Here is a 25,118-nt window from a genome sequence, read left to right as displayed (position 1 = left end):
TGTCGCGACCCGGCATGGCTGTGCGATATACAACTTAGGTGAAAGTTTGGTCTACCGGTTTCTTTAGTTGGGAATAAAGCGGGGCAGATTGGGAGCCATCTGCTGGGTGAATTGGGTAGCCCGATCCCTGGCGCTGTCTAACGACTCCCACGGCAGAACCTGGGTGATGACCCGAACCAGGGCGCCATCGGTGCGGTTGGTGCGGATCGCGTCGGCCACCATGTAGAGCTTTGCTTTGTACTCGTTGGGGATGCTGCGGCCGTGTGCCTGGTACCAGTAGATGACAAACTGCTTAATATCTCCGTTGCTGATAACGTATTCGCCAACCTTGTATTGCTTGCCATTGATGTCCTGGAAGCTGGTGTATCTCTGCGAGTCGAAAGTCCAACCGGCGCCCGGCAGGCAGTTCTGTGGAGAGTGCATCGTCTGGCCGGTGCGCTGGCTGGCAAAGTAGCCGATGAAGAGGCTGATGGGGGCGGCTTTTGTCATCGGACTACCCGCCGCCGCTGGCTGACCCGTATAGACGCGATTGAGGAAGTCGCCTTTGCCGAGCACCGCCAGGGTATCGTCGGTGAGCGGGACGTCCTGCGCGCTCCAGTCCCCGAAGCGCTCCGGCATCTGGCTGAGAGGCTGGCTTGCTGGGATGCGGTCGGTGTCGCCGCGGCTCTGCAGAATAAAGGCCGTCACGGCCAGTAGAAGGATCACAAGCCAGAAACGTGGGGATCTCATGTGGTTTGTGCCTTTGCAGGGGAGATCAGCTGCATGGCCCGGTGAACCAGGTAGAGGCAGGCCAGAGAGATGACAAACATCACCCAGCCGGAGAACTCGTGGAAGAAGCCGAGCGCCTTCTCCGGGTCCCAGTACTGGACGCATAAGCCGGTACCGACGATGCGCGCCACGTTGGCCGCGACGGCAATGGGAATGCTGGCAAGAGCAAGAAGGATACGACGCCGGTTGGTCCGCTCCAGAAAGTAGCCGTAGAAGACTGCGAGCGTGAACAGGCTCATCAGTGAGCGGATACCGCTGCAGGCCTCGGCGACCTCCAGCTTCATCACCGGCAGCTCGATCACGTTGCCTTCGTGGAGGGTAGGTACACCCAGCAGCGGCAGAATTTCGCTGGCGATCCGCGAGGCCAGCAACTGCAGCGGGAAGGTGATCTGGTTGAAGAGAATCGCGGGAAAGGGAACCGCGAGGACAAGAACCAGGAGGGGGAAGCGAAGGGCACGGACCATCGCCCAGCCGAAGAAGGTCCAGATCAGGCCGGTCATCAAAAAAATAAAGGACATGCGCGAGGTGAAGAGTTCCACGCCATAGACGCCCAGGATCAGAACGACGATGGAGAAGACGACCAGCGGAACTCCAAACCAGCTCTGGCGGATCGGGGTGGCCTGGAGCACCTTCCTTTTGTCCCAAATGAGAAAGGCTGCGAAAAAGGGGACAAGGAAGCCATGAGAGTAATCCGGAATGGTGGACCAGTCGTATACCAGTTTGATAGCGACGCGGTAGTACAGAACAACCAGGAGGAGGGCAATCGAAGCGTAGGCAAGCCAGCCAAGCCGGGCCGTCGTGCCGGAAGGGGAGGTAAGAGGCAGCTCTGGATTGGTCTCCTTCGCGGCTAGATCCACTGCGTAGGGCATGGTAGGAGTTGTCCCCGGTGTTCTCGTATGACGTTATACTTCACCTGATCCCTGTAAGCAATTCACGGGCCTCTTCCCGGAAACTGGGTTTGTTCACCGGTTTAGAGTCTATCGACACAAAAGTGGTAGCAACGATACGTCCTATGGGAAAAAGTTTTCACACTTGCACTGATAATCTGCATACCACAGCAAGCCCAAGGAGGGCAGCACGATAGTTTTCCCTCAGATACCTATATTTTCCAGTTTTCTCAAGAAAAAAGCGATGAGGTGCGAGTTTTGGCCATCGCGTTGCTAGAAGCATAGTATTTGCCGATAGAAGATTCGGGGGTCTTCACCGATCCTCAAGCGATGGGGTGACAGAGAGTATTCCCTGGGCGGCGTGATCTTCTAAATGGATTCAAGGCGAGGTACCCTCACGCGCAAGGGGATGCGTCAGAATAAGTGAGTGAATCCAGGGCGAATGGGCAAGAGGAAGGTTGAGGGCTATTCGATGAAGCGGTTTTGTTCCATGGGCGCCTTGCTGCTGCTGCTTCCGGTTGCGGCCGGGCCACTGGCAGCACAGGTCACATCAGAGGCTGCAGCTACGAAAAGTGCAGCACCGGACGCCACGCCGGCGAGTGAGCAGACGGCCGCTCCCGCCGCACCGAGTACTACCGCAACGGCGGGTCCGAACTATGCAGGCCCGATGGACGCGGCGCGTTACATTATCGGGCCGGAAGATTCCCTGCAGATCACCGTCTGGAAGGAGCCTACGCTCTCGGGCACGATCCCGGTGCGGCCGGACGGAATGATCTCGATGGGACTGGTGGGAGATATCACAGCAGCCGGAATGACACCGACTGCGCTCTCGACCGACATTAGCCAGCGACTCAAAAAGTACATTCAGGATCCCGTGGTCAACGTGGTGGTTCTCGCGGTCAACAGCAAGCGGATCTTCCTGGTAGGCGAGGTGGGCAAGGTCGGCCCCGTCGTCATGACTCCGGGAATGACCCCGTTGCAGGCGATCGTTACCGGTGGCGGTCTGACGCAGTTTGCGAACTCCAGGCGCATCTACATCCTGCGAACCGTCGACGGCAAACAGCAGAAGATCCCGTTCAACTACAAGCAGGCGCTCAAGGGCGGAAATGCAGGGGTCTCGCTTCTTTCCGGAGACACGATCGTCGTCCCATGAAGGAAGATATGAAGATTCAAACACTGATCTTTGGCTTGTTGCTGGCGATGGCTCCCTCCCTCGCACAGGGCCAGGCTCTGCCGACCGCTGAGTCATCGATGTCCTCTGCCCTGGGTCCTAACCTGCCCAATCTCGATGGGGTCTTTCACTACGCTCTCACCGCCTCGGAGGTGATTCAGTACGGCTACTACCAGTCCGGGCAGACGACTTACGCGACCAATCTCTCCGCCAATGCCGCCTACACCGGCCGCAGTACGGCGCGACCTTTCAGCGTGCTCTTCGCAGGTGGTGTCATTTTCGGCAACCAGGCGGGCCAGGGAACCAACAGCTTCTGGAACATCGCGGCGTCTCAGGGGTATGTGACCCGTAACTGGATCTTCAATGTCTCGGACTCCTTCAGCTACCTGCCGCAATCGCCCACCACAGGACTATCCGGAATCCCTGGCGTAGGCGACCTCGGATCGACTCCGGTTCAGGGCCCCGGCGCGGGGCCGATCGGGACAATCCTGACGACCAACGGCGATCGCATCGGCAATAGCCTGAGCGGCAGTGCCGAGCGGCAGATCTCCCACAACTCTTCCATCAGCGGGTCTGGCAGCTGGGGAAAGCTTCATTATTTAGGCAGCAACGAAGAAGGTCTTGATACAACCCAGGTCTCTGGTGTCGTCGCGTTGAATCATCGCATCGATGCACGAAGCTCCGTCAGCGTCTCAGGCGTCTATTCGACGTTTTCTTACGGCAGCACGAGTTCGGGCGTGAATGAACCCGACTTTCAAACCCGGGGCCTCAACGTCTCTTATCAGCGCGTGTTGAGCCGAACGCTCAGCTTTAACGCCACGGTCGGTCCGCAATGGATTTCGAGCTCCAACAGCACCCTCATTCCGGATACGACCAATGTCTCGGTGACGGCGGGACTCTCTTACGGCTATCAGAACTGGCATGCAGGGGTAAACTATGCGCGGGGAGCGAACGGCGGATCCGGAGTCCTGCCCGGTGCAACCTCCAACTCGGTCGCAGCTTCGGCAGGCCGCAACTACGGCCGGAATTGGGTCCTTGGTTTGAGCGCTTCTTACTCTCGAAGCACCGGCCTGACGCAGTTCTTCACCGGCCCCTCCCTCGTCTCGAGCAATGAAACCTATGACACTGTCTATGGCGGCTTCCAGCTTACACGCCGATTCAGTACTCATTTCTCCGGGTATGCAAGCTATACGGCGGTAAGCCAGTCCTTCAGCAATAATCTCATTGTGCCGGTCACACAAAACATAGTCGACACCACCTACCAGACAATTGGATTTGGAGTCACGTTCACTCCCCGGTCCACGAATCTGGGGCAATTTTAAGGAGTCATCATGCTTGGCCATCGCGCATTGACGGTGCAGGACTACCTCATCATTCTGAAACGAAGATGGTGGATCCTTGCGATTCCCGCGATCATCTTTCCCATCGTCGGGTTCGCTCTTACGTTTCTGGTGCAGCCGCAGTATATTTCGCAGACACTGGTTCTGGTGGAGCAGCAGAAGGTTCCTGAGTCTTACGTCAAGGCCGTCGTCACCGAGGACCTCAGCGGACGGCTGGCCTCTATGAAGGAGCAGATCTTGAGCCGGTCGCGGCTGCAGCCGATCATCGAACGCTTCAACCTCTTCGCGAATAGCAAGCTGTCGATGGACGAACGCATCGATCTGACCCGCAAAAATATCGGGATCACGCCCATTCAATCGGAGATTGCGCGAACCAACGGTCTGCCGGGGTTCTTCATCTCTTTTCAGGCGAACGATGCCCGCACGGCCCAACTGGTCTGCGGCGAGATTCAATCGCTCTTCGTGAGTGAAAACCTCAGCGACCGGGCAGCCTCGGCAGCAGGAACAACCGAGTTTCTGAAGAGTCAACTGGCTGATGCCAAGGCCAAGCTGGACGAGCAGGACGCCAAACTCGCCAAGTTCCAGCAGACTTACATGGGGAAGCTACCAGGCGCAGAGGCGTCGAACATGAACATGCTGACCACCCTGAATACACAGCTGGATGCCGCGACCCAGGCGCTGGCCCGCATGGAGCAGGATAGGAGTTATGCCGAATCGATCATGGCGTTGCAGCAGGCCCAACAGCCGCAGACTACGGACCGCGGCGGGGTAGCAGTGGCCCCTCAGGCCCAGCAGCTTGAACTGCAGCAGCTTCAGTCTCAACTGGCGGATTTGAAGGCGCGTTACACCGACGACTATCCAGACGTGGTCAGCACGCAGAGAAAGGTCAATGAGCTGGAACGCAAACTTGCCCAGGCCCCCGCGCCCTCGGTTGCGTCGGCGTCTTCCGCTCCGAAGCCGACCGACTCCCTCAGCGTGCAGCAGATGCGTGCTCAGCTGCGTTCCATGGAACAAGCCATCGCGCAGAAGAAGCGTGATCAGGCCGAGATTCAGGCTCAGCTTCGGACCTATCAGGATCGCATTGCCTCGAGCCCCGCGGTGGAGGAGGAGTACAAGAGCATTACGCGCGACACCAGCACTGCGCAGACCTTCTACGACGATCTGCTCAACAAGATACAAACAGCCAAGATGGCAACCGACCTTGAGCGTCGGCAGCAAGGAGAGCAGTTCCGAGTTATGGATGAACCTAATCTTCCCGAATCACCCTCCTTTCCCAAGCGTTCGGTCTTTATCATCGGAGGCTTTGCCGGCGGCTTGGCACTGGGTCTGTTCATCATCGCGTTGCTCGAGTACCTGGATACGGCTATTCGAAACGAGCGCGATATCTGGGCGTTTACCAAGCTTCCCACCCTCGCCGTCATTGGTTTCTCCGGCGAAGCGGAGCCGGTGGCCATGAAGCGGAACCTATTCGGCCGTCGCAGCCCGGACGTAACCGCGGGCGGCAAGCCGCTGATGAATGCGGGGGGCTGAGATGTACAACACCTTCTTCAAGCTCCAGAGCAGTCCCTTCGGAACCAGCCCCGACCCTCGGTTTCTCTACATGATGCCGCACACCCGGGAGGCGCTGGCTTGCCTGGAGTACGGCATCTCCGCACGCAAGGGGTTCACGGTGCTGACGGGCGAGGTGGGCACCGGCAAGACGACTCTGCTGCGCCGGGCGTTGGCCTCCTTCAGCGGTCGCAAGGTCTCAACCTCTTTCGTCTTCAACCCGCGTCTGGACGTGCTGGACTTCCTGGAGTTTGTGCTCACCGACTTCGGCATTGTGCCGGCGACGCGAACCAAGTCGGGCATGCTGCTGCAGTTGAATCGCTGGCTGATCGAACGCTTCCGCATGGAGGAGACCTGCGTGGTGGTCGTCGATGAGGCGCAGAACCTCTCCTGGGAGCTGTTGGAAGAGATTCGGCTGCTGACTAATCTTGAGACTTCGTCGGAGAAGCTGTTGCAGATTGTGTTGTCCGGGCAGCCGGAGCTTGAAGAGAAGCTGCGCCATCCGAGCGTGCGCCAGCTCCGGCAGCGCGTCTCGCTGTGGTGCCGCACGCAGGCCCTGACCGAGAGCCAGACCCACGCTTACGTCGCCGAGCGCCTGAGAATAGCCGGTGCAAGCTGGCCGCTCTTCTCGCCTGAGGCGCTGGATCTGGTTCATCGTGCCAGCCGGGGAATTCCGCGCATCATCAACCTGCTGTGCGAGCACTCGCTGATTGTGGCCTATGTCGAACAGGTTCAGCAGGTGACCGCGACGATCGTCGAGGGCGTGGCGGCAGAGCTTGAGCTGGAGGTACAGCCGTTCATGCTCTCTTCGGCTGTCCTCGGCAACGGCGACAAGCAGACCGCTTTCAACTCGAAAGAAGATAACTTTATAGCCGCTTTCAACAGAGAGCCGGGAAGGCACGATCGATGAGCCGCATCTATGAAGCACTCCAAAAGGCAGAGTCCGAGCGCAGGTTGGAGCGGCGCGAGCCGGAGCCGCGTATCCCAGAGCAGCCGGTGCACTCCGCCATCTATGCGACCGCCGTGGCCACAGCCGAGGAAGAGCAGGCAAGCTCTACTCCGGTTGCTGAGCCCTATGTCGAGGCACCTGTCGTTCGGGTGGACCCAAATGCGCTCGATGTCAACAAGATTCCCGTCCGCCCCTGGGCGCTGTCTCTCGAGCACCTGCCCTCCCTGCTGGAACGGGGGCCTGCGGTCGAGCAGTTCCGGAGCCTTCGCTCCCGAATCTTCGAGCTCCGCGACATCAGCCCGCTCAAGAGCATCATGGTGACCAGCGGCCTGCCCCAGGAGGGCAAGAGCTTTATCTCGACCAATCTCGCCATGAGCCTCGCCCGTCACAAAAACAGCAAGGTGTTGCTGGTTGACGGCGACATGCGGCGCTATACGCTCCATCAACTTCTCGGCTGTGAGTCGCATCCTGGCCTCGCGGACTATCTCGCCGGCAAGGCGAGTCTGGTCGAGGTGATGCAGCGGTCGGAGCCGTTTGAGGGAATGACCGCGGGAACTGCCGCAATCACGCAGAACCTGACCTTTATTGCAGGCGGCAACGGCGGCGATAAGGCAGCCGACCTCTCAGGCAGCCCACGCTTTGAAGAACTGATTCGACTGGCAGCGCCGCACTTCGACTGGATCATCGTCGACTCTTCTCCTGTCCTGCCCGTCTCCGATGCCGTCAACCTCGCCCGCGCCTGCGATGGCGTTCTGCTGGTGGCACGCAGCGGAGAGACGAAGTTCCCCGTTGCGCAGCGCGCTCAGAGTGAGTTGAAAGCCTCAAACATTCTCGGATTTGTCTTGAATGCTGTGCAGGAAGCGCCCCAGGTCGGCAGCTACTATGGATACGATGCCGCCAAACCGTAACAGGGAGCGATTGACCAGATGATCCGGCTTTTCAACGTGTACTATCCCACGCGTACCATCGTTCTCCTGCTGTGCGAAGCGCTGATTGTGAGTGGTTGCTTCCTGCTGGCGACGGTGCTGCTGCTGGGGCCGGATACCTATCTCGTTCTGAACTATGAGAACGGGGGGCTGAAGATTCTTGGCCTGACGATCCTGACGCTGCTCTGCTCGTACTACTTCGATCTCTATGAGCCGCAGCGCATCTCCGCAAGCTGGGAGATCTACTTTCGCCTGCTGCTGGTCCTCGGTTTCCTGTCGTTCCTGCTCTCGGCGATCATCTACCTCTTTCCCGCAGCCGACATCGCCCACTACGTTCTGCTGCTTGGTCTCATCTTTCTCACCCTGGCACTGGTCGCCTGGCGCAGCGCGTACGAGTGGATCATCGGCCGGGAGATGTTCCGGGAGCGGGTCTATGTTCTTGGAGCGGGCGAGCGTGCCCAGACCATCGTCAACCTGCTCGAAGCCCGCAAGGACGCGGGCATGGAGGTCCTGGGTTGGGATGGCGTCGTCGCTGACCGCGACCAGCGCAAAGAGGCCATCCACGCTGCGCTGGAGAGATTCTCTGTACCCAAGCCGCCCGTTGATCGCGTCATCGTTGCCATTGAGGACCGTCGCGGCGAGTTTCCCGTCCGAGAGCTGCTCAAGCTGCGGTTCAACGGAGTTGTCATTGAGGATGCCGGATCCCTGCTGGAGCGGCTTACCGGCAAGCTGCATCTCGACGGGCTTCATCCCAGCAGCTTCATCTACAGCGAGGGCTTCCGCGTAAAGCCCTCTCAGCAGATTGCCCGGCGAATCGTCTCGACGCTGACGGCCGCGGTCGGTCTGCTTCTGTTCCTGCCGTTCTTCCCCATCGTCTTGTTGATGGTGCGGCTGTCATCCCCAGGCCCGATCTTCTTCCGGCAGACGCGGGTAGGTCTCGGCGGAAAGAACTTCACGGTCTACAAATTCCGCACGATGCGAACCGATGCAGAGGTCGCCGGAGCAAAGTGGGCGACCAAGAACGATCCACGCGTGACCCGTGTCGGCATGTTTATGCGCAAGACCCGTCTTGATGAGGTCCCGCAGCTCTGGAATGTATTGCGCGGCGATATGGGCTTTGTGGGTCCGCGCCCGGAGCGGCCCGAGTTTGTGCCGTGGCTCACCGAACAGATTCCCTACTTCAACCTTCGCCACATGATCCGCCCGGGCCTCACAGGCTGGGCGCAGGTTCGTTATGGCTATGGAGCGACGCTGGCGGAGAGTCGCGAAAAGCTGGAGTTCGATCTCTACTACATCAAGCACATGACGCTTGGGCTCGATCTGCTGATCATGTTCGAGACGATCAAGACGATCATCCGAAGACAGGGCGCGCAGTAGCTGCCGCCACAGACAACAAGTCTCACTCTCGTTCCGACCAACGGGAGGACAGGTGGTGCCTTTCCACCAGAAAAAGGTATACAAGTCACGAAGTGACCGCGCGAATCGGGGTCCCCGCAAACAGGTCTTCGTTTGTGGGGTGGCAAGCGCAGTGGGCCCGTCCGGCAGGACATTTCTTTCGAACTCAACGGAATGCGAATCAGAAGAGGCAGTTCATCAGAAGACGCAGTTCAATAGATGCGCGTCCGCGAGGACAGTGCAGGCTTCAGCGTCCGCTCTTCTTTCTTCACCAGGTGCGGTATCCGCAGAGGCCGCGGCGGAACCTCAGGCATGCCGACCTCGCTCAGCTTATAGAGCAGGGACCGATAGCTGATCTGAAGCCACTTCGCCGTCTTCTGACGATTCCAGCTATTCTCCTGCAGAACTTTCAGGATGATCTGACGCTCAAGATCCTGAGTCGCCTTCTTCGTAATGTTCTTCAGCGAGACTGGTTCGCTGAGGTCGATATCGGTAGTGATGCCGCCGCGCGGAGTCTCGGGCATAAGCTCCGCGACCAAGGCCTCCTCGCTGCCGATCAGCACATAGCTGCGGATGAGGTTCTCCAGTTGGCGGATATTTCCCGGCCAATGATAGTTCTGCATCAGGCGGACTGCGCTCTTGGAGAGTAATTCCGGTGCATTGTGGAAGATTCTTGCATAGTGATCGATGAAGTAATCGATCAGGATGGGCAGGTCGGCGATCCGTTGACGCAGCGGAGGCAGGTTGATCGTGACCGCATTGATGCGGAAGAGGAAGTCCAGGCGGAAGCTTCCATCCTCGACCTGGCTGCGAAGATCTGTGTTCGAGGCCGAGACCAGGCGGGTCACGATGCTCCGGGGTTCATGGCCGCCCACGCGAACAAACGTTCCATCCTGCAGCACTTGAAGCAGCTTCGATTGAACTCCCAGGTCGAGGCTTCCGACTTCATCCAGAAACAGCGTGCCGTTGTGCGATTGTTCGACGCGCCCCAGCTTTGTGGACATAGCGCCCGTGAAAGCGCCCTTTTCATAGCCGAACAGCTCAGTTTCGAGCAGCGTGTGAGGGATTGCCGGACAGCTTACTTTGACGAGCGAACCTTTGGCCCGCAAAGAGAAGGCGTGCAGCAGGCGCACACAGATCTCCTTGCCGGTTCCGCTCTCCCCCTGGATCAGCACCGGGACGTCAGTCTCGGCAACGCGCTCCAGCTTGTTTCGAACCGCCTGCATAACGGCTGTCTTGCCAAAAAAGATCTCAAGTGGCGGCAGATTAAGAGAGGCGGCGGATTCGGCGTGGTGATCCAAGGTTATTTTTTCCTATCGGCGTTGGGCAGAAACCGCAAGTTTGCAATATCCTTCACACTGCACGTCAAGCACCATTTCCGGGACACCGGGGCGGGATAGTGAGGATTTCCCGGTCTCAACCGTAGGAAGCAATATACGGGGAAACCCCAAAATCGGATTGAAGTGGTGCTTTTCCATTGGATTTTGAGGTCACCAAGCCCCCTTTCACCAAAGTAACTCGTAAAAAAAAGTTCACATTTTTTTCGTTTTACTCGTGCCAGTACCATGTAAGCTAGGCCTACTCGATAGAAGAGTGGTAAACCTTTATCTCTTTTGTCGGCAAAGTTCGTAACATTTTTGTGCAATTGTTGTGTTAGTCGAGCTAGAATCTGCTGGCGCGGGTGGTTCGGATGACTCTCCCGCTTTTGCAACTGTCTGGATCGAGTACAGCCTGTCCCTGGGGGCCAACCGGGTTCAGGATCACCGCAGGTTTGGGAAACAGTCCGGATCTGCACTTTGAGGTACTTTGTATGTCAGCTGCGCTTTCTTATCCCGTTCCTGCCTTGAAGCCCAATACGCGAACGCGTGCCCAGATTCTGATTCTGGAGCCGGATCTCGCGGTTCTGGATTATCTTCGGTCTACCCTCGGCACCCGGTACTCGCTCAGTCTCTTTTCTGACGAGCAGACCCTGCTGGAGCGTTTGGACAAGGCCGAGCAGCCGGATCTGCTTTTGCTTGCCCTGCATACCAACCGCGACCCGCTGCCCCTCCTAACCCATATTCGTTGCACCAAGCCGAATCTCGCAGTGGTCGTCCTGTCATGCTCCGCCGAACTTCGCGATCTGGAGATGGTCATTCGTCTGGGTGTCCGTGCCATTGTGATGAAGCCGTTTACCGGCAGCGATGTCGAGCAGGCCATCGAGGAGCACCTGGCCTCTGCCGAGAAGAAGATTCCCGTCGCCGACGCACTGAAAGAGATTCCGCTCAACGAGAGTCACTCCTTTGTGCGCTCGAGCAAGAGAATGCGCGAACTGGAAGCTCAGGCCGCCCTGGTAGCTCGCGCGGACATTCCACTCCTTATTCTGGGAGAGAGCGGGACCGGCAAGGAGATCCTCGCCCTCTACACCCACAAGATGTCGGCCCGCAGCCAGAACATCTTTCTCAAGGTCAACTGCGCTGCAGTCCCGGCCGACCTGCTGGAGAGCGAACTCTTCGGCTACGAGCAGGGAGCTTTTACCGGAGCGGTTAAGACCAAGCCCGGCAAGTTCGAAGTCTGCACCGGGGGAACGATCTTTCTCGACGAGATCGGCGAGATGCCCGCCATTCTCCAGGCCAAGCTGTTGCAGGTCCTGCAGGACGGTACCTTCTCCCGTCTGGGCAGCCGCTCGCCGATGAAGGTGGATGTACGCGTGATCGCCGCCACCAACATCAATATGAAGGAGGCGATGGCCAACAAGACCTTCCGCGAGGATCTGTACTATCGCCTCAACGGATTTACCCTCAGCATTCCGCCGTTGCGGGAGCGTCGCGAGGAGATTCCCGTGCTGTCGGAGTACTTTATGCGCAAGGGGGCCAAGCGGTACGGTCGCGATCCGCTCCCTTTCTCGCAAAACCTGCTGGACGCACTGTCGGAACACTCCTGGCCGGGCAACCTGCGCGAGTTGGAAAATGTAGTCAACCGTTATCTGGTGCTTGGCGAAGAGAGATCCATCGTCGACGAGCTCTCCCCCTCCACCGTCTATCAAGGGGGAGCAGCTACAGCGGCAGCAGCCCAGGAGACGCCAAGTGGCGCCGGGCTCAAGGCGATGGTCCGCAACCTTAAGGGAGATGCGGAGTCGACGGCAATTGCACAGGTACTGGAGGGAACTGGATGGAACAGGAAGGCCGCGGCAAACGATCTGCAAATCAGCTACAAGGCGCTCCTGTACAAGATCAAGCAGTACGACCTGTCTCCGCGGAACAACCACGCATCGTAGGGTCCCAGGCCAGATCCCAGGTCGCCGAAAAAGAGCCCTCCGACGCGTATCGAGTCGTCGTCCGTTACGAGAACCATGCTGTTCGCGGTCTCGCGGAACCGCAGGAGCTTGGTTCGATCGAACAGCTTCTGCGCAATGATCCCGTCTATCCCCTGGACTCGATCCGGCTGAAGCTCCTGGACTCGGACGTCGTGGAGGATGTCCCCACCAAGGATGCGAAGGCCGTCTTTTTCGTCAAGACCTTCGATGGCGATCTGCGTCACAGGGCTCTCCACTTTCACGAGCATGCGCCCGTCGTACCGGGCCTGTGGGTGCGCGTCTACTTCTACGACGGAGAGATGATCGAAGGCATCATCAGCAACACCCGGGACTTCGTGCTCGAGTCGGGCTTCTTCCTGCGACCGACCGATCCGAATGGAAATAACGCGCTGGTCTATGTTCTCAAGGGCGGCCTCAAGGACTTCCACGTCCTCGGAATGCGAAACGTTCCGCGAGGCTCCAACTAGCTCGCAACTGGAACGACTCCCGATGACTCAGATCATCAGCCCGCAGATCATCAGCCCACAGACGGCCGAGCACTACCGATGGGGTGGCCCTCAAGGAGACGACTGCGACGGCTGGCATCTCGTCAGGACAACCGACCTCAGCATCATCGAAGAGCTCATGCCACCCGGCACAAGCGAAGTCCGGCACCTCCACCTCCGTTCCCGCCAGTTCTTCTATGTTCTTGAAGGAGAGCTGACCATTGACGTGGAGCGGCACAGCTTCGTCCTTCAAGCCGGCGCAGGTATAGAGGTCTCTCCCGGCCAGCAGCATCAGGTCTTCAACCGCAGTTCGAACCCAACGCGCATACTCGTCACCAGCCAGCCTCCGAGCCACGGCGACAGGATCAATCTATAACCGGAGGGTGCGATACCGTCACGGTATCGTTCGGTTATCCAAGGCCCGAACAACGCGAGGGGAACTGGCACACACAAAAGAAGAGGCAGCCGCTATGGCTGCCTCTTCTCTATTTGTGACTTTTCAGTTGCTTATACGCCGACCGGTTCGCCGACCTTCACATTCACCGGCGTCAGCCAGTTGTGGCGGTCCGGCAGTGTGCCGTGGACGATGCCGAAGAACTCATCGTGCAGAGCCTTGGTGATCGGGCCCATCGTGCCGTCGCCCACCATAATCCGATCGACCGAACGGAGGTGTGTTACCTCGGCGGCGGTTCCAGTAAAGAAGGCCTCATCGCAGATATAGAGCATCTCGCGGGGAAGCGCCTGCTCGACCACTTCGATGCCGAGCTGCTTGGCCAGGGTGAGAACGGAGCTGCGGGTGATACCGTTTAGAACCGAGTTCGCCAGCGGAGTGGTGTAGAGCGCGCCACCGCGCACCAGGAACAGGTTCTCCCCCGAGCCTTCAGAGAGGTAGCCATTGGTATCGAGGCCGATGCCCTCGGAGTAGCCGTTGATCTCGGCCTCCATGCGAATCAGCTGCGAGTTCATATAGTTCGCACCGGCCTTGGCGAGCGTCGGCATCGTATTCGGAGCAAGCCGGCTCCAGCTCGACACGCAGACATCGGCTCCGGAGGTGCCCGGAACGTACTTGCCCCAGGGATAGTTTGCGATGTAGACCTCAACCGGCGACTTCAGCGGATTGACGCCAAGCTCACCATACCCGCGAAAGGCAATCGGGCGGATGTAGCAAGGAGCAACGCCGTTAGCTTCGACCACATCGATCACTGCGGCCGAGAGCTGTTCCACGGTGTAGGGAAGCGGCATCCGGTAGATCTTGGCCGAATCGACCAGCCGAGCCATGTGTTCCGGCAGGCGGAAGATGCTGGCGGCGTTCGGCTGGGCGTAGCAGCGAATGCCCTCAAAGACGGACGAGCCGTAGTGGACGACGTGGGACATAACGTGAATCTGGGCTTTGTCCCAGGGAATCAGGCTCCCGTTGTGCCAGATATTCGTGGTGGTCTGTATGGGCATTCGTACGCTCCTAGGCGCTGAAGCACCATTATAACGGCTGCCCGGCATGGGAGAATAGAGAGTGATGTTCAATCCCCATGCCGTCAGTCTCTCGGGGCTGGAGCACTCGGCGTATGTGCAGTTTTCTGTTCTCGCGCTCAGCTCCATCTTCTTTCTCGTCGACCCGTTTGCCGCTCTGCCCACCTTTCTCGCGGTGACGGCTGGTGCGGATGCGGCGCGCCGACGAAAGATGGCCTGGAAGGCGTCTGTCACGGCGCTGGTCGTGCTCAGCGCGTTCGCCGTCGCTGGGCAGTACATCTTCAAGATGTTCGGCATCACGCTTCCGGCCTTCGAGATCGCCGGCGGCATCATCCTTCTGCTCATCGGTCTGGACATGCTCGAGGCCAAGCGCTCGCCTACGCAGGAGTCGACGGAGGAGACCACCGAAGCCGCTCAGAAAGAAGACGCCGGCATCGTCCCGCTCGGCATTCCGATGCTCGCAGGCCCAGGCTCCATCACCAGCGTGATGGTATTGGTCGGCCAGGCCCAGACGCGCTGGCAGATGGTAGCGATCTTAGTATCCATCTTCATTACGGCGATGATCTGTTACCTCGTCCTCGGGAATTCGGATCGCGTCGCTCGCGCTATGGGAGAGACCGGCGTCCGAATCCTGGTCCGCATCATGGGCCTGCTGTTGGTTGCCCTCGCAGTGCAATACTTTGTGAACGGCATGGTCGATCTCGGTGTGATCAACAAGCCGTAAGCAGCATTGGAAGCTGCGAAGGAAGCGCCGTTTGCGCGCACGGGTCACCGGACTGGCGTAACCTTTCAGCAACTTTGAAGTCCTACAGGGCATCACATCTCTGTTCGCTATCTCTTCACCAAGCGAGAAGAATATGTCCCAGACAGCTGATACAACCGCCGCCGCTACATCACTCCTCGCGCGATACAAAGCCGTTCGCCAGGCGACCAGACATCTTTGTAGTCCCCTATCTCCAGAAGACATGATGGTCCAGTCCTCTTCGGAAGCCAGTCCGGTCAAGTGGCATCTCGCCCACACCAGCTGGTTCTTCGAGACGTTTATCCTCCGCGAGTTCGCCGCCGGCTACCAGCCCTTCCATCCCGACTTTCACTGGCTCTTCAACAGCTACTACAACTCCCTCGGCGAGATGCCGGAGAAGAAACTCCGCGCCTCCTTCTCCCGTCCTCCCCTCGACTCGATCCTCGCCTACCGCACTCACGTAGACGCTGCCATGACGGCCCTGATGCAGCATCCGCTTGAAGACGAAGCCGCCCGCCGCATCGCCCTCGGCCTCGAGCACGAGCAGCAGCACCAGGAGCTCATCGCCACTGACATCAAGCACGCTCTCTTCACCAACCCGCTGCATCCTCCCTACCTCGAGTCACCCGTGAAGCAGAAGCTCGACACCATCGCGCCGCCGCTCGACTGGATCGACTTCGCAGGCGGCATCACCCAAATCGGCTTCAAGCTCGATCCCACCGACCCCATCCAGTCCGTCTCCGCATTCGCCTTCGACAACGAGACTCCGCGCCACCCCGTCTATCTCGCGCCGTACCGCCTCGCCACGCGTCTGGTCACCTGCGCCGAATTCCTCGCCTTCATCGACCAGAACGGCTACAACCGCCCCGAGCTCTGGCTCTCCGAGGGCTGGACTACCAACCGCGCCGAAAGCTGGCAGGCCCCACTCTACTGGCGTCGCGATGAAGAGACCAACTCCGGCTGGTCCATCTACACCATGCAAGGCTTCCGCTCGCTTGACGACCTCAGCGAAACCCCCGTCTGCCATCTCAGCTTCTTCGAGGCCGACGCCTACGCTCGCTGGGCCGGGCACCGTCTCCCCACCGAGTTCGAGTGGGAGCACGCCGCCAGCCAGCTCAGCCTTCTCCGCAAAGTAGTTGATTCGCAACCCGCGCTCCTCACCTATCAACCGAACCCCGCGCAGAGTCTCACCGCGATCCCCGCCGTCCAGGCCAACCTCTTCGAGACCGGCAACCTCCATCCGACTCCAGCGTCGGCGCTTCCCGGCCTGCAGCAGATCTTCGGCGATGTCTGGGAGTGGACCGCCAGCGGCTACACCGGCTATCCCGGCTACAAGCCCCTTCCCGGCGCGCTCGGCGAGTACAACGGCAAGTTCATGTCCTCGCAGGTTATTCTTCGTGGAGGCTCCTGCGTTACGCCGGCCACCCACATCCGCGCCACCTACCGAAACTTCTTCTCACCCGCCACGCGATGGCAATTCTCCGGCCTCCGCCTCGCCCAGGACGCCCCCAAGTAACTCCAACACCCGCGGGACCACTCAAGTCAGCCGATTCGAAGCCGCCACCCGCCCATACCAGAGTCCCGAATCCTTCACGATCCTTCTCTGGTCGCGAAAATCAACATAAGTCAGCCCATATCGCTGCGTATATCCGTCCGCCCATTCGAAGTTATCGACCAGGCTCCACGCATGATAGGCCCGCACCTTCGCGCCATCCGCGATAGCCCGCGCCAGCTCCGCCAGTATCTCCCGATGAAACGCAATCCGCCGCCCATCCTGAACCCGCCCGCTGGCATCGGGCCCATCCAGATAGCAGCAGCCATTCTCGCTGATCTCAATGATCGGGTGGTTGAACTCCCGCGAGATCTGCGTCACCAGGTCATAGATGCCGCGCGGCCAGACCTCCAGTCCAGCCTCCGTCAGCGGCCCTTCGGTCGGCATCTCCACATGCATCTGTGTCAGCGGATCACGCGCCGCCCCTCCTCCTTCGCCCTCGGTCTCCGTGCCAAAGTGTCCCCCAACGCCACCACTCCCGCTCGCGTTCGAGACGACCCGCCGCGTGTAGTAGTGAAACCCCACCCAATCCAGCGGCACCTTCATGATCTTCTCGTCGCCCGCTCTGAACCCCATCGCCTCATAAGGCGTCGCGCCAACAAACGCCTTCGGATACTCCCCATGCATCGCCGGGTTCAGGAAGTAAAGATTATTCATCGCGTGATAGCGTGCCGTAGCCGCTCGATCCGCCTCGCTGTCGGTCTTCGGATACGCCGGCGCCATCCCATAAGCGCTCCCCACCGTAGCCTTCGACGACGCAGCCTTGATGGCGCGAAACGCCTCGCCCTGCGCCAGATTCACCGTATGCGCGGCCTTCAAAAACTGATTGAAGTCTGCCTTGCACGGAGGAAAGACCCCGACTCCATACCCATAGTAAGTAAACGTCCAAGGCATGTTGAACGGAGCCCACGTCGTAATCCGGTCGCCCAGATGCTTTGCCAGCGTCCCCGCGAACTCCGCATAGTACGACGCAAGATCGCGGTTCGGCCATCCTCCCCGATCCTCCAGCGCCTGGGGCAGATCCCAGTGATAGATCGTGCAGAACGGACGAATCCCCGCCTCCATCAACGCATCGACGAGCCTGCTGTAGTGGTCGATTCCTCTCTGATTCACCGGTCCCGTCCCGCTTGGCATCACACGCGACCACGACGTCGAGAACCGATAGCTCTTCTGATTGAGCCGCTTCAGAATCGCAATGTCGTCCTTGTAGAGGTGATACTGATCGCACGCCACATCAGCGTTGGCGCCGCCCTTCACCTTCCCCACCGTGTGAGCGAAGCGGTCCCAGTTCGACTCGCCCTTTCCATCGACGTTCCACGCACCCTCCACCTGGTATGCCGCCGAAGCCATCCCCCACAAAAATCCATCCGGAAAGCGCGCGCCTTCAATCTCCGAGTCCGCAATCGCCCCCGGAACACGATCCTGCAACGCCGCCGCACTCGCCGACAGCCCGTTGTTTGAAAGCAACGCGGCACTTCCAGCCGCAAGGGAACTTTTGAGAAAAGTGCGTCGATCCATCCCAGACCCTATCCCAGACCCCATCCCAGACCCTCTCTTGAAAAGAACTCCCGCGGTCACCCACCCGCAGGTTTTCAAACTGGTCTAGGATACTGGTCTAGGATTATGTCAGCAATGCAGGACTCCATCAAACCCGCCGTCATTCCACCGCCGGTTCCACCCGCTGAAGACGCGCCCCAGGAGCTCCTGCCCGAAGACTTCTACTACGAAGGTCCATATCTCGTCTTCACCGCTGCCTATCATCTCAAGCGCGGCTACTGTTGTAACTCAGATTGTCGTCACTGCCCCTATAAATAGTGCAATTAGTTGGGAACCTGTGGCAACAGTGGCGGTACGCCTCCGCTCCGCGCATCCGCAACCGAGGTCTTTGCGTTCCGCAGTGCGTTCGCATTCCGCACCAGGCTTATCACGCGCGGATCCTTGCGATACTTCGCCAGCACCTCGTCCGAACCCATCGATCCCAGCACATCGTATCCACCTTCGCTGGCCAGCGTAAGGTAGCGAAGCATATTCTCTTCATCGCCGCGATGAGCGTAGAGCCGCGCTATCTCGAAGCTGTAATGCGCATGATCCGCCGGCGAGAGCATGTGGGCCTCAATCCCGCTTGCTCCATGATGCTGCATCATGTCCGGATCCAGCGTCAGCGCGATATCGAACTGCTGCCGCGCCTTCTCGAAGTTCTTCTCTTCAAAGAGCGCGGTTCCAAGGTTGGAGTGATAGATCGCCGATTTCTTGTCCAGCTTGATCGCCTTGCTGTAGTCGGAGATTGCCGCCCCATAACGCCCTTCCACATATTCGGCCGCACCAAGATTGTTCCAACCCTGGGCATTCTTCTTCTGCAGACGAACGACCCGCAGGAAGTAAAGCCGCGCAACGTCGATATGCCGCAGTTCAAGCTCCGTCACACCAATTCGAATGAGTAACTCCTGCTCCGGTCCGCCGCGCTGCAGCGCATAACCGTAGTAGACCAGCGCATCTTCCGGAAAGCGTCGCGCTCGCAGAACGTCTCCCGCGGTTTCCAGTTTTTGCGGGCTCGCAGTCACCGGATCAGGGAGATGCGGCTCGATTGCAAACCAGTCTGCGCTTTGATGACGTAAATCGCGAGCCGCGTCAGGGGTGGCGGGTTGCGAAAGCTTCTGCGCCGTCAGGGGAGGGTTGGAAAGCGCAAAAGCGAAGACAGGGAGAAGAAGAGCCAAGCCAAGTTGCGGTCTCATAAGAGGACCTCACTAGTTCGCCATCATCATCGGCCTCGTATTTAACACTGTCAATAGCCACTTCCTTACCGTTGGATAGGACCACCCGGGGAGACCGGCGTAGCGGCGGCTCCAGGAGCTGCCACCACAGGTGCCGCCCCCGGCTCCACCCTCATTGCCATCCGGGGAAAGCTGAAGCTCCCACCGGCATCATCAATCACGTTCACCTGGCAGACATAGGTCCCGGGCTTCAACGGAGTCAACGGCACATCGAACTGGAACGCCACGGCGCCGCGCTCGGGGATGTTCACAGCTTTGGCCTCAACCAGTGGCGTTTCATACACTTTCACGCCGCCAATCAGAAATTCAATGCTGGTCAGCACCCTTACCGGCCCGCCCTCGCGCCGCGTCAAACCCGGAGAACTCGCAGGCTCGGGCGCACCCTTCTCCTTCGCCGGGTCGTACACCTCGTACAGAAAGTAGAGATGCTGATCCTGCCGAAACACATGCGGCACATTTGGAATCCACTCCACCCCGTCCCGCACCAGCGGACTCGCGACCTTCTTGGCAGTATTCGGCACCCGCTGGCTCGACAGCACAATCGAGCTCAGCTTCAGCGGAGTCTTCTTCAGATCGGGCACCTGCAGGTCCGTCTCAAAGCTGCCCATCGCGCCCGTCTGGTTCTCCCGCACCACAAACTTCAGGTGGTATCTTCCCGGAGCCAGCGTAAAGCCGGTCGAATATTGAATCTTCTTCTGCTGAACCTGCTGCGCCGCATCCAGCGCCAGCTTCACCGTATCGCGAACGTTCCCCACAACGATGCCCTCGGCGTTCTTCACCTGTCCGATCACATCGATATTGGCTTTATCCCGGTCACCGTTCTTCACACTATGAATCTGCGACCCCGGAATGATCAGCGAGACCGGAACAAAAAACTTGTTCTCTGCCATCCTGAAGTACAACGCCTGCAGATACACCGCAACATCGGTCGCCGGAAGATCGCTCCGCAGTTCCTCCATCAAAGCCTGCTCCCGGTCCTCTGTCTTCTGGTGCTGAAAGTCGGCAGGCGCGTAGTAGCCCGGCCGGTAGTCGAGCTTCACATCGCTGCGATTCAGCTTCACCGTCAGGTGCCGGAAGCTTCCATCCCGCGCTGTATTGGTCGAGCGGAACCCGACAATGTAGTAAGCCTCCGTATCATGCTGCACCTGCTGAAAAGCCGGCGCAAAATCATTCGAATCGAAGAACGCCTTTCCACCCGTGTCGGAGGAGAGAGTCGCCAGCGTCTCCTGCGAGCCGAAGTTCGCGTCCAACTGGCTCTGCATCGCGCCGCCGCTGTAAGCCGCAGTCCCGCGAAGGCTCCCGGTCGAGGCATTTCCCACCGGCGGCAGAGCCTCCAGCCCCCGCGAGTCCACGCTGTAGATCGCCATGTTGGCCTTCACGGCCTCATTCGTAGCCGCCCGCATACTCGCCTGGTTTTCGATCCCCTGTCGCGTCAGCCCACCGCTGAAGTACAACAGGCTCTTCCGCTGATCGACCCGCTCGAGACTCTTCGCGATCGTCCGTATCGCATACAGCTCACGATCCGTGTTCAGCGCGTTGTACTCGCTGTCGTCCGAGGTAAAGCTCGAAGCATCATCCGCCGTCCCACCCGAGTTGCCCCCTTCGTTCCCGTTCGCAAACCCGGTCCCCTCGGTCCCGTTGTACTTGCCCAATCCCCTCAATAGGGCCGCCTTATCCGACGTAAAATCCTGATCCATGCTCAGGCCGGTAGCCATGCTCACCAGCGCTACCAGATCCGCCGGCTGCATCTTCTTCTTCACGTAATCCTGCGCCGACTCCACCGCCCGGTCGATATCCTCCGGCTGCATGCTGCTCAAATCGAAGAACATCACAATCAGCCGATGATCCCGCAGCGAAGCCGGATTGGCCGCAAACTCACCATTCACCAGATCGGCAATCGTAGCCTTCCCAATCACGGTCGACTTCTCCCGCAGCACCGCAGCTTCATCCACATTCTGATAGTCGAAGCTCGCAATCTTCTGCGGCTTCCCATTCTCCAGAATCGTAAAGTCGCTCTCCTTCAGCCCCTTCACCACCTCACCCGTCTTCTTGTCCCGCACCACCACGTTCGTCAGCACAATATCGCTCTGCACCTTCAGCGTGAATCCACCCGACTGGTCCGGCTGCTGCGCCCACCCACCCACGGGCATCCACGCAATCGCACCCACCAGCATCGTGGCCACCATTCGCAAACCGAAAGCTCGTCGCAAACTCACAGCTAGTCGCAAACTCATAGCCTCGTCCCTCAAAATCAAAACCGAAACCGCGCCAGCACCGTCAACCGCCGCATCGTCGCCGCCGAGGTCACCTGACCAAACGTCTGCGAGTTCAACGTCGTATCAATCCCCGAGTACTGCACCGTGTTGAAGACATTCGTCGCCGTCACCCTCATCTCAAATGACCGCGTCTCCCCAAGCGCCACTGTCCGCGACAGCGAAGCATCCGTAACTGCAATCCCCGGCCCTTCAATCGACCCGCGCGACGCAGTCCCATACCCGTTCGCCGGAGCCGCAAACGCCGCCGCATTGAACCAGTTCAAAATATTCTGTTCCCCCGCGATTGGCTGCGAAAACACCCTGTCCGGCCGCAGCGTGTTGTTGGTCCCCGTAGCTGTCTCCGACACCGTCGAAATATAGTGCGGCGTAAAGTAAGTCCCCGAAGCAAAGGTAAAATCCCCCGAAAGCGAGAACCCATCCAGCGCCCTCGACCAGAATCCACCCTTCGTAAAGAACGCCCGATTCGGCCCAAACGGCAGCTCCAGCACCCAGTTTCCAGTCACCTGGTGTCGCACATCGAAAGAGCTGTTCCCCTCCTCCGCATTCAGATCCAGATCGTTCTGCGCCGGCACCACCGTCGTCCCGCCAATCGACGAAGCATTATCGATCGAGTGCCCATAGTGATACGTCGCCTGCAGCGAAACCCCCTTCTGCAGCCGCTTCCTCACATTCACGCTCAGTTGCTGAAACCGCGAAAACCCCAGCGAATCCTCATAGTTGAAAGGCTGCGCCCCCGGATTCAGCACCCCCGTCGCCGTCCGATTCGGCGCCCGCACAATATCCAGCCCCCCGCCCTTCGCTCCGTTGTACCCAATATTCGCCACGATCCCCAGCGGCAGCGTCCGCTGAATATCCACGTTCCACACCTGCACATGCCCCAGTCGATAGTCCAGATTCGCAGCGTAGTTATTCTGCACCGGCGTCGTCGAGCAGCCAAACCCATTCGCCAGCGTCAACGTCCCCGGCGTGCATCCCGTCTGCCCTACCACGTTGGTCTGCGTCAACGCAAACGGCACCTGCGCCGACAGATTTCTAGCCAGCGTCGCATACTGCCCCGTGTTGAAGTTGATTCCATACCCTCCGCGCACCACCGTATCTTTGAAGATCTTCAGCTTCGGCCGATACGCAAACCCCACCCGCGGCGAGTACATATTCCTGTCCGGATTCACCAGCGACCGCACCGTCCCCGCCGTACAAGACCCCGCAATCGCCACCGGACACACCGGCGTCACCACCGAAAAATCCGCATTGTGATTCAGATTCACCAGCCGATTATCCTTCTCCACGTATGGCGAAAAATACTCATATCGAATCCCGTAGTTCATAGTCAGATTCGACAGCGCCCGCCAATCGTCCTGCGCATACCAGTCAAAGACATTCGCGCGTAAATAAGTCTTCTGCGTCGCCGCCTGTATTGCCGACTGCTGCGGCAGCCCCAGCAAAAGATCGGCCAGTCCATATCCACTCGGCGGAACCACGGGGCAAGCCACCGTCGACGAAGGCGTACACGCACTCGCCGGATTCTGCGTCGCATACCCGGTAAACGTGAACGACCCCACCACATTCGTCCCACCCACCGTGTCCGCATGCATTCGACGTATATCAAACCCATAGCGCATATTGTGTTTCTTGTATCTGTAACTCACAAAGTCCGAGAACGAGATCGTCTGATTCACCGCATCGCTCGGCAGCGCCTGCGTCAACCCGGTAAAGTTTGGGAGGCTCACACTCGGCAGGCCGTTATAGATCCCCGCATCGCCCCCAATCACCGGCTTCGGAATACTGATCCCCGTCCCATCCAGCGGATCGCTCCCATTCGTAAAGTAGTTCCGCGCCGTGCTGTGCGACCGGTTCCAGTTGATCGAAGCGTTGTTGGTCAGCTTCCCATATCCGATCGTGTAGCCCGCAGTCACGCCATATCCATTCGTCTCGGTCGCGCCCCCCAGTGGCAGAAAGATATTCGGATTATCCGCAGCCGTGTGCGAGTAGCTTCCATTGAAGTTGATATTCTGCCGTAACGTCGCAGGCCCGTTGCCCTGTTGCTGCCTGCGTCCCCCGCCAAACGTGTTGTTCTGCCCAAAGTTCCGCACGTATCGCAGCGCCGCCGTCGTAGCGTTGTTTCCCGCCGTCGTAATCGTCTGGTAGTTGTAACCCTGTCGTCCCGTCGTTGCAATATTCGGCGCAGGATAAAAGTTCAGCAGCGCCTTAGCCTGCGTAGAGATCTGACTCGGACAAATCACATTCAACACGCCGCCGCAGCTGAACTGTTGTCCCGTCGCCGGATCATACAGCGTCTGCGCCAGGCGCGAAAAATCTCCGGCCCGCTCGTTGTCCGTTCCATTGGTACCGTCGGTCGGCACCGTGCCGTACAGGTTCGAGGGCGTAATATTCCGCTGCCCCGTCACGTTGAAGAAGACGAACTGCTTCGTACTCGCCTTCACCACTCCCGGAATAAACGGCGACCCGGTAAAGCTCACGCCAAACCGGTTCGAGCTATAAGCCGGCTTCACCACCGGCGCTCCCGTCAACGAAAAGTTTGTCGCATCCAGCGCACCGTTGCCACCCTGGTAGAACACCGCTCCATGCGGCTGCGTAGGATTGAACCCACGAAACCCGCCGCCACCGCCACCACCACCACGTCCGCCGCCACCACCGCGCCCTCCGAATCCACCGCCGCCCGGCCCGCCAAATCCTCCCCCTCCCATCATTCCGCCTATCATCCCTGCCACCGAATTCGCAATATCGCCCACCGCCCCACCCTGCCGCTGCGCCTGCGCAATCGCGTCCTGCACCCGCTCCCGAATATCGTCTTCGCTATATCCCGCAAGCCCATTCGTCTGTCCCACCGCGCCATTCACCGTCACCGAATCGCTTGCCGCCGCATCGCCTCCCCCAATCCCTGCGAGCGACGGAAGCTGCGCCCCGGCACTCCCTCCTCCGCCTACCGTCGCATCAGCCAAACCCGACGCATCCCCAGTCACGCTCAACGCCTGCAACCCCCGCGCAACTCCAGCGCTCGTCGCAGCGGCCTGGCGCTCCTCCTGCTGCTGCACCCGGGAAGCCAGCTGCAATCCAAACTCCGCCACCTGCGCAGGCTTGCCGCCATTCTGTCCAGCGGCGTTGATCAAAACCTCCTTCGTCTCCGCTGCGAACGCTGCCAACTCAGCCCTCACCACGTACCGGCCGTTGCGCGGAACCGTCATCGCAAACGCGCCATTCACATCGGTCGTCGTCGCATCCTTCTTCCCGGTCAGCGTATTGCTCGCCGTCACGGCAACCCCGGGCAAGGGAACTGCTCCAGCCTTCACTGTCCCACTGATCGTTCCGCCACTCGCCTCAACCGTAGCAGGCGTCTCAACAGCAGCAGGCGCCGCATCCGGCGCCGGTGGTGCCGCACCTGGTTGAACCGGCGGCACGGCCTGTCCCCACGCGGTCCCAACCAACACCAGACCCAACGCCCAACCCAACGCTGCTGATCGAATCGATCCCCGCACCTTTGCCTCGCCTCGCTCCATCACCCTCGAACTTATTGCCCTTATTGCCCTT

The 25,118-nt window shown here is 59.4% G+C and carries 20 protein-coding genes; 12 read left to right on the top strand and 8 right to left on the bottom strand.

The window, feature by feature from the left end; translation table 11 throughout:
- Window positions 1–63 precede the first annotated feature (63 nt).
- Together HDF09_RS07555 and xrtA are read right to left on the bottom strand one after the other, a co-directional pair.
- Window positions 64–729 (bottom strand): exosortase C-terminal domain/associated protein EpsI, encoded by a 666-nt coding sequence (locus HDF09_RS07555; protein WP_183764156.1) that lies wholly within the window; start codon window positions 727–729, stop codon window positions 64–66.
- Complete coding sequence (xrtA, locus tag HDF09_RS07550) at window positions 726–1,637, bottom strand: exosortase A (RefSeq protein ID WP_183764153.1); 912 nt, start codon at window positions 1,635–1,637, stop codon at window positions 726–728. Before xrtA ends, HDF09_RS07555 begins: the two co-directional genes overlap by 4 nt.
- 490 nt (window positions 1,638–2,127) lie before the next feature.
- Between xrtA and HDF09_RS07545 the strand changes: the two genes are divergently transcribed.
- The 6 genes from HDF09_RS07545 to HDF09_RS07520 are packed head-to-tail and all read left to right on the top strand — an operon-like array spanning window position 2,128 to window position 8,966.
- The gene (locus HDF09_RS07545) at window positions 2,128–2,808 is read left to right on the top strand and encodes a polysaccharide biosynthesis/export family protein (RefSeq protein ID WP_183764150.1); all 681 of its coding nucleotides are present in this window, start codon (window positions 2,128–2,130) and stop codon (window positions 2,806–2,808) included.
- 8 nt (window positions 2,809–2,816) lie between these two features.
- Window positions 2,817–4,148, top strand: coding sequence for a hypothetical protein (locus HDF09_RS07540; RefSeq protein ID WP_183764147.1), 1,332 nt, complete (start codon window positions 2,817–2,819; stop codon window positions 4,146–4,148).
- Window positions 4,149–4,157: 9 nt separating this feature from the next.
- Entirely contained in the window at window positions 4,158–5,696 is a 1,539-nt protein-coding gene (locus tag HDF09_RS07535; RefSeq protein ID WP_183764144.1) for a GumC family protein, read from the top strand.
- Window position 5,697: 1 nt separating this feature from the next.
- Window positions 5,698–6,624 (top strand): ExeA family protein, encoded by a 927-nt coding sequence (locus tag HDF09_RS07530; protein ID WP_183764141.1) that lies wholly within the window; start codon window positions 5,698–5,700, stop codon window positions 6,622–6,624.
- The gene (locus HDF09_RS07525) at window positions 6,621–7,571 is read left to right on the top strand and encodes a CpsD/CapB family tyrosine-protein kinase (protein ID WP_183764138.1); all 951 of its coding nucleotides are present in this window, start codon (window positions 6,621–6,623) and stop codon (window positions 7,569–7,571) included. Before HDF09_RS07530 ends, HDF09_RS07525 begins: the two co-directional genes overlap by 4 nt.
- A gap of 18 nt (window positions 7,572–7,589) precedes the next feature.
- Entirely contained in the window at window positions 7,590–8,966 is a 1,377-nt protein-coding gene (locus HDF09_RS07520; protein ID WP_183764135.1) for a TIGR03013 family XrtA/PEP-CTERM system glycosyltransferase, read from the top strand.
- A gap of 230 nt (window positions 8,967–9,196) precedes the next feature.
- On the opposite strand, the gene HDF09_RS07515 is transcribed toward HDF09_RS07520, so the two are convergent.
- On the bottom strand, window positions 9,197–10,285 hold the full coding sequence (locus HDF09_RS07515; protein WP_221270067.1) for a sigma 54-interacting transcriptional regulator: 1,089 nt from the start codon (window positions 10,283–10,285) through the stop codon (window positions 9,197–9,199).
- 509 nt (window positions 10,286–10,794) lie between these two features.
- Here HDF09_RS07515 and HDF09_RS07510 point away from each other — a divergent pair.
- Genes HDF09_RS07510 through HDF09_RS07500 form a run of 3 tightly spaced genes read left to right on the top strand, consistent with a single transcriptional unit; the run spans window position 10,795 to window position 13,140 of the window.
- On the top strand, window positions 10,795–12,240 hold the full coding sequence (locus HDF09_RS07510; RefSeq protein ID WP_183764132.1) for a sigma-54-dependent transcriptional regulator: 1,446 nt from the start codon (window positions 10,795–10,797) through the stop codon (window positions 12,238–12,240).
- Complete coding sequence (locus HDF09_RS07505) at window positions 12,135–12,746, top strand: DUF6982 domain-containing protein (RefSeq protein ID WP_183764127.1); 612 nt, start codon at window positions 12,135–12,137, stop codon at window positions 12,744–12,746. The genes HDF09_RS07510 and HDF09_RS07505 overlap by 106 nt, the downstream gene beginning before the upstream one ends.
- Window positions 12,747–12,768: 22 nt before the next feature.
- Window positions 12,769–13,140, top strand: coding sequence for a cupin domain-containing protein (locus tag HDF09_RS07500; protein ID WP_183764124.1), 372 nt, complete (start codon window positions 12,769–12,771; stop codon window positions 13,138–13,140).
- A gap of 131 nt (window positions 13,141–13,271) precedes the next feature.
- Here the strand turns inward: HDF09_RS07500 and HDF09_RS07495 are convergent, their stop codons facing one another.
- Complete coding sequence (locus HDF09_RS07495) at window positions 13,272–14,213, bottom strand: branched-chain amino acid transaminase (RefSeq protein ID WP_183764121.1); 942 nt, start codon at window positions 14,211–14,213, stop codon at window positions 13,272–13,274.
- A gap of 64 nt (window positions 14,214–14,277) precedes the next feature.
- Here HDF09_RS07495 and HDF09_RS07490 point away from each other — a divergent pair, with 64 nt between their 5' ends.
- The gene (locus HDF09_RS07490; RefSeq protein WP_183764118.1) at window positions 14,278–14,955 is read left to right on the top strand and encodes a MarC family protein; all 678 of its coding nucleotides are present in this window, start codon (window positions 14,278–14,280) and stop codon (window positions 14,953–14,955) included.
- Window positions 14,956–15,088: 133 nt separating this feature from the next.
- Entirely contained in the window at window positions 15,089–16,489 is a 1,401-nt protein-coding gene (egtB, locus tag HDF09_RS07485) for an ergothioneine biosynthesis protein EgtB (protein ID WP_183764115.1), read from the top strand.
- 21 nt (window positions 16,490–16,510) lie between these two features.
- On the opposite strand, the gene HDF09_RS07480 is transcribed toward egtB, so the two are convergent.
- The gene (locus HDF09_RS07480; RefSeq protein WP_183764112.1) at window positions 16,511–18,043 is read right to left on the bottom strand and encodes a family 1 glycosylhydrolase; all 1,533 of its coding nucleotides are present in this window, start codon (window positions 18,041–18,043) and stop codon (window positions 16,511–16,513) included.
- A gap of 105 nt (window positions 18,044–18,148) precedes the next feature.
- Here HDF09_RS07480 and HDF09_RS07475 point away from each other — a divergent pair, with 105 nt between their 5' ends.
- Window positions 18,149–18,340, top strand: a complete 192-nt coding sequence (locus HDF09_RS07475; protein WP_260181012.1) for a DUF5522 domain-containing protein — start codon at window positions 18,149–18,151, stop codon at window positions 18,338–18,340.
- Between the two features lie 5 nt (window positions 18,341–18,345).
- Here HDF09_RS07475 and HDF09_RS07470 read toward each other — a convergent pair whose 3' ends face one another.
- The 3 genes from HDF09_RS07470 to HDF09_RS07460 form a co-directional block, all read right to left on the bottom strand.
- Window positions 18,346–19,239: a tetratricopeptide repeat protein gene (locus HDF09_RS07470; protein WP_183764109.1), complete on the bottom strand. Its 894-nt coding sequence runs from the start codon at window positions 19,237–19,239 to the stop codon at window positions 18,346–18,348.
- Window positions 19,240–19,322: 83 nt separating this feature from the next.
- Window positions 19,323–21,482: a VWA domain-containing protein gene (locus HDF09_RS07465; RefSeq protein WP_260181011.1), complete on the bottom strand. Its 2,160-nt coding sequence runs from the start codon at window positions 21,480–21,482 to the stop codon at window positions 19,323–19,325.
- 65 nt (window positions 21,483–21,547) lie between these two features.
- Window positions 21,548–25,087, bottom strand: coding sequence for a carboxypeptidase-like regulatory domain-containing protein (locus tag HDF09_RS07460; RefSeq protein ID WP_183764102.1), 3,540 nt, complete (start codon window positions 25,085–25,087; stop codon window positions 21,548–21,550).
- Window positions 25,088–25,118 lie beyond the last annotated feature (31 nt).

Origin of the sequence: Edaphobacter lichenicola (assembly GCF_014201315.1) — a bacterium.
GTDB lineage: Bacteria > Acidobacteriota > Terriglobia > Terriglobales > Acidobacteriaceae > Edaphobacter > Edaphobacter lichenicola_B.
Note: the sequence above shows the minus strand (reverse complement) of the source record. Positions and strands in the feature narration are given on the sequence as shown.

What these genes read in the sequence shown, in the direction of transcription:
- HDF09_RS07555 (WP_183764156.1), bottom strand. Translation starts at nt 729, where the DNA reads ATGAGATCCCCACGTTTCTGGCTTGTGATCCTTCTACTGGCCGTGACG.
- xrtA (WP_183764153.1), bottom strand. Translation starts at nt 1,637, where the DNA reads ATGCCCTACGCAGTGGATCTAGCCGCGAAGGAGACCAATCCAGAGCTG.
- HDF09_RS07545 (WP_183764150.1), top strand. Translation starts at nt 2,128, where the DNA reads ATGAAGCGGTTTTGTTCCATGGGCGCCTTGCTGCTGCTGCTTCCGGTT.
- HDF09_RS07540 (WP_183764147.1), top strand. Translation starts at nt 2,817, where the DNA reads ATGAAGATTCAAACACTGATCTTTGGCTTGTTGCTGGCGATGGCTCCC.
- HDF09_RS07535 (WP_183764144.1), top strand. Translation starts at nt 4,158, where the DNA reads ATGCTTGGCCATCGCGCATTGACGGTGCAGGACTACCTCATCATTCTG.
- HDF09_RS07530 (WP_183764141.1), top strand. Translation starts at nt 5,698, where the DNA reads ATGTACAACACCTTCTTCAAGCTCCAGAGCAGTCCCTTCGGAACCAGC.
- HDF09_RS07525 (WP_183764138.1), top strand. Translation starts at nt 6,621, where the DNA reads ATGAGCCGCATCTATGAAGCACTCCAAAAGGCAGAGTCCGAGCGCAGG.
- HDF09_RS07520 (WP_183764135.1), top strand. Translation starts at nt 7,590, where the DNA reads ATGATCCGGCTTTTCAACGTGTACTATCCCACGCGTACCATCGTTCTC.
- HDF09_RS07510 (WP_183764132.1), top strand. Translation starts at nt 10,795, where the DNA reads ATGTCAGCTGCGCTTTCTTATCCCGTTCCTGCCTTGAAGCCCAATACG.
- HDF09_RS07505 (WP_183764127.1), top strand. Translation starts at nt 12,135, where the DNA reads ATGGAACAGGAAGGCCGCGGCAAACGATCTGCAAATCAGCTACAAGGC.
- HDF09_RS07500 (WP_183764124.1), top strand. Translation starts at nt 12,769, where the DNA reads ATGACTCAGATCATCAGCCCGCAGATCATCAGCCCACAGACGGCCGAG.
- HDF09_RS07495 (WP_183764121.1), bottom strand. Translation starts at nt 14,213, where the DNA reads ATGCCCATACAGACCACCACGAATATCTGGCACAACGGGAGCCTGATT.
- HDF09_RS07490 (WP_183764118.1), top strand. Translation starts at nt 14,278, where the DNA reads ATGTTCAATCCCCATGCCGTCAGTCTCTCGGGGCTGGAGCACTCGGCG.
- egtB (WP_183764115.1), top strand. Translation starts at nt 15,089, where the DNA reads ATGTCCCAGACAGCTGATACAACCGCCGCCGCTACATCACTCCTCGCG.
- HDF09_RS07480 (WP_183764112.1), bottom strand. Translation starts at nt 18,043, where the DNA reads ATGGATCGACGCACTTTTCTCAAAAGTTCCCTTGCGGCTGGAAGTGCC.
- HDF09_RS07475 (WP_260181012.1), top strand. Translation starts at nt 18,149, where the DNA reads ATGTCAGCAATGCAGGACTCCATCAAACCCGCCGTCATTCCACCGCCG.
- HDF09_RS07465 (WP_260181011.1), bottom strand. Translation starts at nt 21,482, where the DNA reads ATGGTGGCCACGATGCTGGTGGGTGCGATTGCGTGGATGCCCGTGGGT.
- HDF09_RS07460 (WP_183764102.1), bottom strand. Translation starts at nt 25,087, where the DNA reads ATGGAGCGAGGCGAGGCAAAGGTGCGGGGATCGATTCGATCAGCAGCG.